Annotated in this window: 5 protein-coding genes; 2 read left to right on the top strand and 3 right to left on the bottom strand. The window is 75.3% G+C overall.

What is annotated here, in order from left to right:
- Positions 1-122: 122 nt before the first annotated feature.
- Together QC029_RS29955 and QC029_RS29950 are read left to right on the top strand one after the other, a co-directional pair.
- Positions 123-2,276, top strand: a complete 2,154-nt coding sequence (locus tag QC029_RS29955) for an MMPL family transporter (protein ID WP_279558995.1) — start codon at positions 123-125, stop codon at positions 2,274-2,276.
- A gap of 78 nt (positions 2,277-2,354) precedes the next feature.
- Positions 2,355-4,349, top strand: coding sequence for an AarF/UbiB family protein (locus QC029_RS29950; protein WP_279558994.1), 1,995 nt, complete (start codon positions 2,355-2,357; stop codon positions 4,347-4,349).
- Positions 4,350-4,954: 605 nt separating this feature from the next.
- On the opposite strand, the gene QC029_RS29945 is transcribed toward QC029_RS29950, so the two are convergent.
- The 3 genes from QC029_RS29945 to QC029_RS29935 form a co-directional block, all read right to left on the bottom strand.
- Positions 4,955-5,749 carry a helix-turn-helix domain-containing protein gene (locus QC029_RS29945; protein WP_279558993.1) on the bottom strand — a complete coding sequence of 265 codons (795 nt, stop codon included), beginning with the start codon at positions 5,747-5,749 and terminating at the stop codon, positions 4,955-4,957.
- A 419-nt stretch (positions 5,750-6,168) separates the two neighbouring features.
- Positions 6,169-6,960, bottom strand: a complete 792-nt coding sequence (locus QC029_RS29940) for a LuxR family transcriptional regulator (RefSeq protein WP_279558992.1) — start codon at positions 6,958-6,960, stop codon at positions 6,169-6,171.
- Between the two features lie 78 nt (positions 6,961-7,038).
- On the bottom strand, positions 7,039-7,815 hold the full coding sequence (locus QC029_RS29935) for a DNA-binding response regulator (protein WP_279558991.1): 777 nt from the start codon (positions 7,813-7,815) through the stop codon (positions 7,039-7,041).
- Between the last annotated feature and the right edge of the window lie 448 nt (positions 7,816-8,263).

Here is an 8,263-nt window from a genome sequence, read left to right as displayed (position 1 = left end):
GGGCGGGGGTGGCCGGGGGGGCGGGCGGCAACTTGATGCCAGATGCGCCGGGGGCCGGCCGGCGGCGCGGACGGGCGGACGACAATCGGTGCGCCCTTGACTTCCCCCCTCGAAGGAGCCCCATGTTCGGACGGCTCGGACGGTCCGCCGTCAGACATCCCTGGCTGACCATACTGGCGTGGGTGATCGTGGCGATCGGCACGGCGGCCGTGGCCCCGCCGCTGAAGCCGGTCAGCGACCAGGCCGACTTCCTCCCCTCCCACTACGAGTCGGTGCAGGCCGCCAAGCTCCAGGAGCGCGCCTTCCCGCAGCAGGAGCAGCCCGCCTCCGTCATGGTCTTCCGCCGCGCCGACGGCGGCAGGCTGACCGAGGCCGACCTGGCGGACGTGGAGGAGGTCGCCGCCGGGCTGGAGAAGGCGGGGCTGGAGAAGATCGGGAAGGTGCAGACCGGCCCGCAGGCGGTCTCCCCCAACGGCGAGATCGCGCTGGCGAGCATCATCGCCACGACCAAGGACCCCTACAACGCCGAGCTGGTCGCATCGGTGGGGAAGATGCGGCAGGAGGCCAAGCCGCTGCTGGAGGACACCTCCCTGCGCATGGGGATCACCGGGGCCGCGGCGACGGCGCTGGACACCAAGGAGTCCTCGGGCGACACCGACGCCATGATCATGATGGCGACGCTGGTGCTGATCGTGGTGCTGCTGGCCGTGATCTTCCGCAGTCCGCTGATCGCGGTCCTGCCCGTCCTCGTCATCGCCCTGGTCTTCGTGGTGGCCACCGGCCTGATCTCCATCACCGCCGAGGCCGGCGGGTTCCAGGCGGACGCCTCCATCGGGTCGATCCTGATCGTGGTGCTCTTCGGCGTCGGCACCGACTACATCCTGTTCCTGCTCTTCCGCTACCGGGAGTTCCTGCGCCAGGGGCGGGAACCGAAGGACGCCATGGGCGAGGCCGTCGCCCGGGTCGGGGAGACCATCGCCTCGGCCGCCGGCGCGGTGATCGTCGCCTTCCTCGCCCTGCTGCTGTCCTCCCTGGGCATGCTGCGGGCGCTGGGACCGTCCCTGGCGATCTCGGTCGCCGTCACCCTGGTGGCCGCGCTGACGCTGGTGCCGGCGATCTTCTCGCTGCTGGGGGCGAAGGCGTTCTGGCCCTCCAAGGCCTGGCGCAGGGAGCCGCGGCACACCCTCGCCGCCCGGACCGGCGCCCTCACCGCGCGCCGTCCCGGCGCCGTGGCCGCCGCCTCCGGCGGACTGCTGGCCGTGCTGGCCTCGGGCGTCTTCGCCCTCAACCCGGTCTTCGACAGCACCGGCTCGCTGCCCAAGGACCTGGAGTCGGTCCAGGCGATGCGGGAGCTGGAGCGCGGCTTCTCGGCCGGCCAGACCGACCCGACCCGGGTGTTCCTGGAGGCCGAGGACGGCGGCAGGCTGGAGCAGGGCCAGATCGCCGCCTACCGCAAGGAGCTGGCCGCGGCCGGTTTCGGGCAGGTCACGCCCGCGGTCCTCGGGCCGGGCGGCGACGTCGCCCAGTTCGGTGTGGTGCTCGAGCACAAGCCCGACAGCGACCAGGCCATCGAGCTGGTCTCCGGGCCGCTGCGCGACGCCGCCCACGACGCGGCCCCGCAGGGCACCCGCGCCCTGGTCGGCGGCACCTCGGCGGTGCTCGCCGACATCGAGCACGCCACCCACCGCGACTACGCCGTGGTCTTCCCGGCCGCCGGAATCGCGATCATGGTGATCCTCGGGCTGCTGCTGCGCAGCCTCGTCGCCCCCTGGCACCTGATGCTCGCCGTCGGGCTGGGCTTCGTGGCGACGCTGGGCTCCACCGTGTGGCTCTTCCAGAACCTCCTGGGCGAGACGGGCCTGTCCTTCACCCTGCCCGTGATCGTCTACCTGTTCGTCGTCGCGATCGGCACCGACTACAACATCCTGATGGTGGCCCGGCTGCGCGAGGAGGTCCGAAGCGGCAGCGACCCCGCCCGGGCCGTCCGCCAGGCGATCGTCCACTCCGCCTCCACCATCGGCACCGCGGCCGTCATCCTGGCGGGCACCTTCGGCGTCCTGCTGCTGGCGCGCAACAGCCTGCTCCAGCAGATGGGCTTCGCCGTGGCCTTCGGCATCCTGCTCACCGCCTTCGTGATGGCCCTGCTGCTGGTCCCCGCCGTGACGACCCTGCTCGGCCACCGCACCTGGTGGCCCGGCCGCCCCACGCCCGACCCCGCGCCGCAGCCGGCCCCCGGGCCGCAGGCGCACGAACCCGCCCTCACCCCCCGCGGCTGACCGGCCGGGGCGCCCCCGGCCGCCCGGCCGGGGGCGCCGCCCTCCTGCGGCGGCGGGGCAGTCCCTACGATCTGCGGGGTGAATCCAGTCGTCTTCCTCCTGATCGGCGCGGCCACCGCCCTGCTCGGCCCGGTGGTCATGGCCGTCGTGGCCCGCCGGCTGCTCGGACTGCGGATCGGCAGGGTCCGCGCCCTGCTCACCGGATGCGTGGGGCTGCTGGCCGCGGCGGTGGTCGGCACGCCGCTGGGCCCGGAGGCGGGCCACACCCCCCTGGTGACCGTGCAGCTGGGCGCGGCCCTGCTGGCCGCCATGGTCTTCCTGGCCGTCAGCGAGGCCGCGGTCCCCAGCGGCACGGTGCGCGGAGTGGTCCGCTGGCCCGGCGCGGTGCGCCGCAGAGTGGCGCGCAGCCAGCGCTACACCCAGCTCAGCAGGATCGCCGTGCAGCACGGCCTGCGCCGCTTCCTGACCGGCCGCTCCCGGCCCGGCGCGGCCGGCCCGCAGGACCAGGCCCAGCTGGCCAGGTCCCTGCGGCTGGCGCTGGAGGAGGCGGGAGCCACCTTCGTCAAGCTCGGCCAGGTGCTCTCCTCCCGCTACGACCTGCTGCCCGAGGTGTTCGTCGAGGAACTGAGCTCGCTGCAGCACGAGGTCGGCGCCGAACCCTGGCCCGACATCGAGCGGGTGCTGGCCCAGGAACTGGGCGCCCCGCCGCAGGAGGTGTTCGCCCAGTTCGACCCCCAGCCGCTGGCGGCCGGCTCCATGGCCCAGGTGCACCGGGCCCGGCTGCGCGACGGCCAGGCGGTGGCCGTCAAGGTGCAGCGGCCCGGCGCCCGCCAGACCGTGGAGGGCGACCTGGACATCCTCTTCCGCATCAGCGACATGCTCGAGCGGCACACCCGGTGGGGCCGCACGGTCGGCTCCCGCGCCCTGGTCCAGGGATTCGCCGACTCCCTCCGCGAGGAGCTGGACTTCCGCACCGAGGCCCGCAACACCGCGGCCGTGGCCGCCAACGCCGCCCCGGCCGGCGAGCACGGCGACAACGGCGGGCCGGCCGCGGACGGCCGGCCCGCGCCGCGCGTGCGGCTGCCCCGGGTCCACCAACAGCTGTGCGGGCAGCGGGTGCTGGTCCTCGAATGGCTGGAGGGCACCACCTTGAACCGGGCCGACGCCACCTTGGAGACACGCGGCCTGGACCGCGCGGCCCTCGCCCGCGACCTGCTCGCCTGCCTGCTGGAACAGATCATGATCGGAGGCGTCTTCCACGCCGACCCCCACCCCGGCAACATCCTCCTCCTGGAGGACGGCCGGCTGGCCCTGGTGGACTTCGGCTCCGTGGGCCGGATCGACCCGATGCTCCGCTCCAGCCTGCGCACCATGCTCCTGGCGATCGACCGCAACGATCCGCTGGCCCTCTCCGACGCCCTGCTGGAACTGGTGGAACGGCCCGAGGAGATCGACGAGGAACGCTTCCACCGCGCGCTGGCCCGCTTCACCGCCCGCCACCTGACCCCGGGCACCACCCCCGGCCGGGAGATGTTCACCAGCCTGTTCCAACTCGTGGCCCAGTACGGCCTGACCGTGCCGCCCGAGGTGGCCGCCGCCTTCCGCGCCCTGGCCACCGTCGAGGGCTCCCTGAACCGGCTCGTGCCGCAGTTCGACATCGTCCAGGAAGCACGCTCCTTCGCCGCCGACGAACTCACCCGCCGGCTCTCCCCCCGGCACCTGAGCCGGTCCCTGGCGGACGAGGCCGCCGCCGTACTGCCGATGCTGCTGCGGCTGCCGCGCCGGGCGGAACGCATCACCAGCGCACTGGAACACGGCAGACTCAGCATCAGCGTGCGGCTGCTGGCCGACGAACGCGACCGGCGCTTCATCCGGGGCATCGTCCGCGACGTCCTGCTCGCCTTCCTCGGCGGACTCACCGGCGTACTGGGCATGCTGCTGCTGTCCACCCAGGGCGGCCCCCGCCTGTCCGGATCCCTGCGGCTGTTCGAGGTCTTCGGCTACAACATGCTGCTGATCAGCTCGGTACTGGTCCTGCTGGTCCTCTTCACGATCACCACCCCCAGACGGTAACCCCCGAACCACACAGCGGCCCCGGCGGAGAAAGAGGCCGGGACAGAGGAAGGAGCCCGGGCGGAAAAAGGGAGACGGGCCCCGGCGGAGAAGGGGGACGGGCCCGGGCGGAGAAGGGCGGAGGGCGGAACGTGCCGGGCCCGGCACCACAGGGCACCGGCCACCACCGGGCCGAAAAAGGGGGTCGGGGCGGGGCGGAGAAGGGCGGAGGGCGGAACGTGCCGGGCCCGGCACCACAGGGCACCGGGCGACACCGCCCCCCGCCACCGCCACAACCACCGCGGGCGCGGGCGCCGCCCACCGGCCACCACCGCGGCCGCCACCACAACCACCACCGCGACCATCCCCGCGGGCGGCGGTCCGGCGCCCCGGCGCACCCGGCCGCCCGCCGGCCACCCCCGCGGGCGCGGGGGCGCCCCGCGGAGCCGGCCCGCCGCGGCGCAGCGGCCCGCGGCACCCCGCGCCGGCCGGGCGCGCCGGGGTCGGGGCGCCTCGCCCTCTCTTCCGTGCTCTCCTCCGCCCGGCCCGCCCGGCCGCCCCCGGGGGCCGCCCCCGCGCACGGCCGCGCCGCGCGGGCGGGCCGGCCGGGGCGGGGCGGGCGGGTGTCAGCGGGGCGGCGCGCCCCGGCCGCCCGGCGCGCGGCCGGCCGGGCCGGGCGGGGCGGGCGGGGCGGCGGAGGCGCGCTGCAGGGCGTCGCCCAGCGCGGCGGCCGAGTCGGCCACCGCCGCGCTCAGCCGCCGGCTCGCCACCGCCTCCATCAGGCCCGGCGCGCCCGACACCGACAGGGCGGCCACCACCGGCTCCCGCCCGATCCGCACGGGCACGGCGTACGCGATCTCACCGGGCACCATGACGTCGGGGCCCCGGGCCCAGCCGCGGCGGCGCACCTGGGAGAGCTGGGCCGCGGTGAACCGGGCGCCGCGCAGCCCGTGGCAGATCTCCTCGGGCTCCTCCCAGGCCAGCAGCACCAGCGCGGTCGCGCCGGCGGTGGCGGGCCGGGCCGTGCCCACCGGCACCCTCTCGCCGCCGGCGCCGCGCGCGCAGGCCGCCACGCAGACCTGCAGCCTGCCGCGGCGCCGCAGGACCCGGGCGTCCAGCCCGGTCAGGGCGTGCAGCCCGGCCAGCACCGGATCCGCCGCCCGGGCCAGCCGGTCATAGCGCGCCTCCAGCGCCAGCGCACCCAGCCGCGGCCCCAGGACGAAGCGCCCGCGCGCATCACGGGTGAGCAGCCCCAGCCGCTCCAGCGCCACCGCGATCCGGTACGCGGTGGGACGGGCCAGACCGCTGCGGGCGACCAGCTCGCTCAGCGGCGCCGGCGCCTGCTCCACGATCTCCAGCAGGGCCGAGGCCTTGTCCAGCACCCCGACCCCGCTGGCCCACTGCCGCACCGCCGTCGTCATCGCCGGACCACCGCACCGGCGCGGCGGACGCGGGAGCCGCCGAGACGCGGCGGACGCGGCGGCCGCAACCGCGCCGGCGCGGCGCGGCGGCACAGCCGGATGCTGTCGGTGCCAGATGCCATGGTCGTGCGCTCTCCTCGCCTCACGCGCGGTGCTCATCGGTACGGGACGCCGCGGGGCCACCCCCTCCTCGCCCCGCCCCGCCCGTCCGGGCCGGGGGGCCTGCGCGCGCAGGCCCCCCCGGGGGCGGGGACCCGCACGCCGGGCGGGGCGCGCGGATCCCCGCGGGCCGGCGGCCTACGGGGGGAGAGCCGCCGGCGGCGGGGCGGCGCCCCGACCGGGCCCGTCCCGCCGCCCCATCCAACTGCGCGGCGGGCCACGGCGGCAACGCCGGTTTCATGAAGCTGCCAGCCCGCCCCTCACGGCCGCGGGCCGTCCTCCTGCCAGGAGGACCTCACCGGCGGCAGCAGACCCAGCTCCGCGGCCCTGACACCCGCCTGGAAACGGGAGTTGGCGCCCAGCAGCGCCATGATCTCCGCGACGTAGCGCCGGTAGGTGCGCACCGAGACCGTCAGCTCCCGGGCGGCGACCTCGTCGGTGACCCCGGCCCGCAGAGCGGCGAGTATCTGCCGGATCAGCACCGTCCGGTCGCGGTCGCCGCAGACGATGCGCCGCAGCGCGGGCACCGAACTGCTCCAGATGCTCTCGAAGAGGGTGTGCAGCACCTGCAGCATCTCCGGCGCCCTGATCAGGGAGGCCCGCCGGCCGGCCGCGGACCCGGCCACCACCAGGGCGGTGGTGGCGTCGGTGATGAACACCTGCAGCGGCGGCAGCCGGGCCACCCGCACCGCCGGCCCCGGCGCCGGACCGGGCCGGCCGCGCGACAGGGACTCCCCCGCCAGCTCCGGACTGACCAGCAGCCGCGTGGCGACCCGGTCCCGCGCCCGGTGCAGCAGGTCCCCCTGCGGCCACCCGGCCTGCTCCGGCCCCTCGCCCGGGCCCGGCACCCGGGAGTACAGGATGTCCACACTCCGATCGGCCCGCTCCACCAGGTCCCCGGCCACCTCCAGCACCCTGCCCTGGCCACCGGTGACCGCCGTGATCAGCTGCTCGCGCCGATTGCGGTCGCGGTGGATGACCACCGTCGACTCGATCAGCTCCCTGACCTGAAGAAGGGCGTACTCAAACTCGTCCCCGGGAGGTCCGCACACGTTGTGACTCCACTGTCCCCGTCGGCAGTTCGTTCCCGCGGCCGTCCCACCCGGACCGCACCGCGCCCCACGGCCGGCTCACCGCTCCTGCGGCAGCAGCCCCAACTCCACCGCGCGCACCCCGGCCTGGAACCGGGAGGACGCCTCCAGCTCCCGCATGATCTCCGCGACATGACGCCGGTAGGTGCGCAGCGACACCTCCAGCTCCCGCGCGGCGGCGGCATCGGTGTGCCCGGCCCGCAGCCGCTGCAGCACCCGGCGCGTGAAATCGCTGCGCAGCCGCGGACTGAGCTCCAGACGGTCCACCAGCCCCCGGCCACGCGACCACGCCCCCGCGTAGAGCAGCTCCAGGGCACTGACCGCGGCGGTGTCGGTGACCACCGCCGCCCGGCCGCCCTCCCCACCGCCGGCCGACCGCACGAACGCCATCGAACCGTCGACCACCACGATCTCGCACAACGCGTGCCTGAAGACCCGCACCGCCGGCAGACCCCGCAGCCGGGCGGGCGCCACCTCGGTGGCCGCGGGCGTGCACAACACCCGCACCGCCACCCCGTGCGGCACCTGCGCCAGACACTCCAGGACCGCCTCGACGAACACCACCGACCCGGTGAGCGCCACACTCACCGAACGCCGCGCCCGGCCCACCAGCGGCCGCAGCGACTCCGCGGTCACCGCCGCATCGGTACGCCGCACCCCGCCGTCCGCCGCCGGCCGCCGCCGGTGCAGGGAGACCGTCGACTCGATCAGCGCGCGGGCCTGCAGCAGCGTCTGCTCCAGATGCGCGGCATGACCGCCGTCGGCACCCCCTTCCAGCCCGCCCACACCTGGAAGATCGAACATCGTACTGGTCACGCGCGCTTCCCCCCATGATCATCCAGAGCCTGTGTTCACTTCCGCGCACACCAGCCCCGGGTGCCTTGCCGTGTGACTCGCGCAGTCACCGCCGAACCCGCCCGGCGTTTTATTGAAGTAGCAATTATTTTCGCGCCCCACACACGGCAGACCACCCCGGACAATGACACGCACGGAGCGACTCACCCAGTGAGATTGTCCCCCGCAGTATGGCCGAAATCATGTGTAGGGAACTACAACTCTTCGAGAATATCCGACCTTTACCCCTGCCCCCCTGTCAGCAAGATGCACCCCACCGCGGGAAGCGGCAACTCCCCTTCCGCTTGCCTCACCCCCGGCACCCAACCGACCGCACACCGTGGCACCGGTGTCCGCAAGTGGCCATCCCCCACCCCGCCCCCCACCACCGCCCCGCAGCACGAACCTACGGTGACCCGGTGCCCACCAC

It is taken from the genome of Streptomyces sp. DH37, assembly GCF_029813835.1.
In the GTDB taxonomy this organism is placed as follows: domain Bacteria; phylum Actinomycetota; class Actinomycetes; order Streptomycetales; family Streptomycetaceae; genus Streptomyces.
This window is presented reverse-complemented; position numbering and strand designations above follow the sequence as displayed.